The sequence below is a fragment of the Hymenobacter agri genome (genome assembly GCF_054778495.1).
Genome location: NZ_BAAGZM010001167.1, coordinates 1 through 704 on the forward strand (window position 1 = coordinate 1; position 704 = coordinate 704).

At 63.9% G+C, this 704-nt stretch carries 1 protein-coding gene; it reads left to right on the forward strand.

Annotation, left to right across the window (positions count from 1 at the left end):
* Nucleotides 1–379 precede the first annotated feature (379 nt).
* On the forward strand, nt 380–704 hold a 325-nt coding region (locus ACYVDE_RS25120), incomplete at its 3' end, for an energy transducer TonB (protein WP_460504242.1).

A 704-nucleotide genomic window follows, 5' to 3' on the forward strand; every position in this document is an offset into this window, starting at 1 on the left:
CGGTCCGCAGCGCCTGGCCCTGCCCGCCAACCTGGCCCCCGGCGTGTACGTGGCCACCGTGGCTACGCCCGAAGCCGTGCAGTCGGTGCGCTTCGTGGTGGCTCAGTAACGGCCCACGGCAAGCCGTCGGTTATTTATCGCAGTCGAAGTATCCGGTTAGTATAAGTGGAAAAGCCGGCCCGGTGGGGGCCGGCTTTTTTGCGTTTTGCGATGAGTACCGCCACTACATGACCGGTTGGCCTTGATGGGCAATAAAATCAGGGCAGGGTGCCACCGCGAAGCGGATGATAATGCAGCCCTCACACAACGGTAATTTGGCCGGTGTTGGGTCGCGAAAATGCGGATATAGCTTTGTGTACGGGTTTTTTATCCTTGCTGTATGCTGCTTCGCTACTGTGCTTTCGTGAGTGGGTTTTTGCTGCTGGCCGGCCGGGGGGCGGCCCAAACGGCTTCGGTGCTGCCGGTGGCGCAGGCCGAGGGCGACCGGGCCCCGGTAGGCGGCGCGGCGGCACCCACCATCTACTTCACCGCTGAGGAAATGCCGGCTTTTCCGGGTGGCAACGCGGCCATGCTCGCCTTTCTGGGGCGCAAAATCAACTACCCGGCCGCGGCGCTTGACCGGCAGGTGTCGGGCAAGGTGCACGTGGCGTTTGTGGTGGATGCCGACGGCCACCTGCGCGACCCGCAGGTGGTGCGCGGCCTGG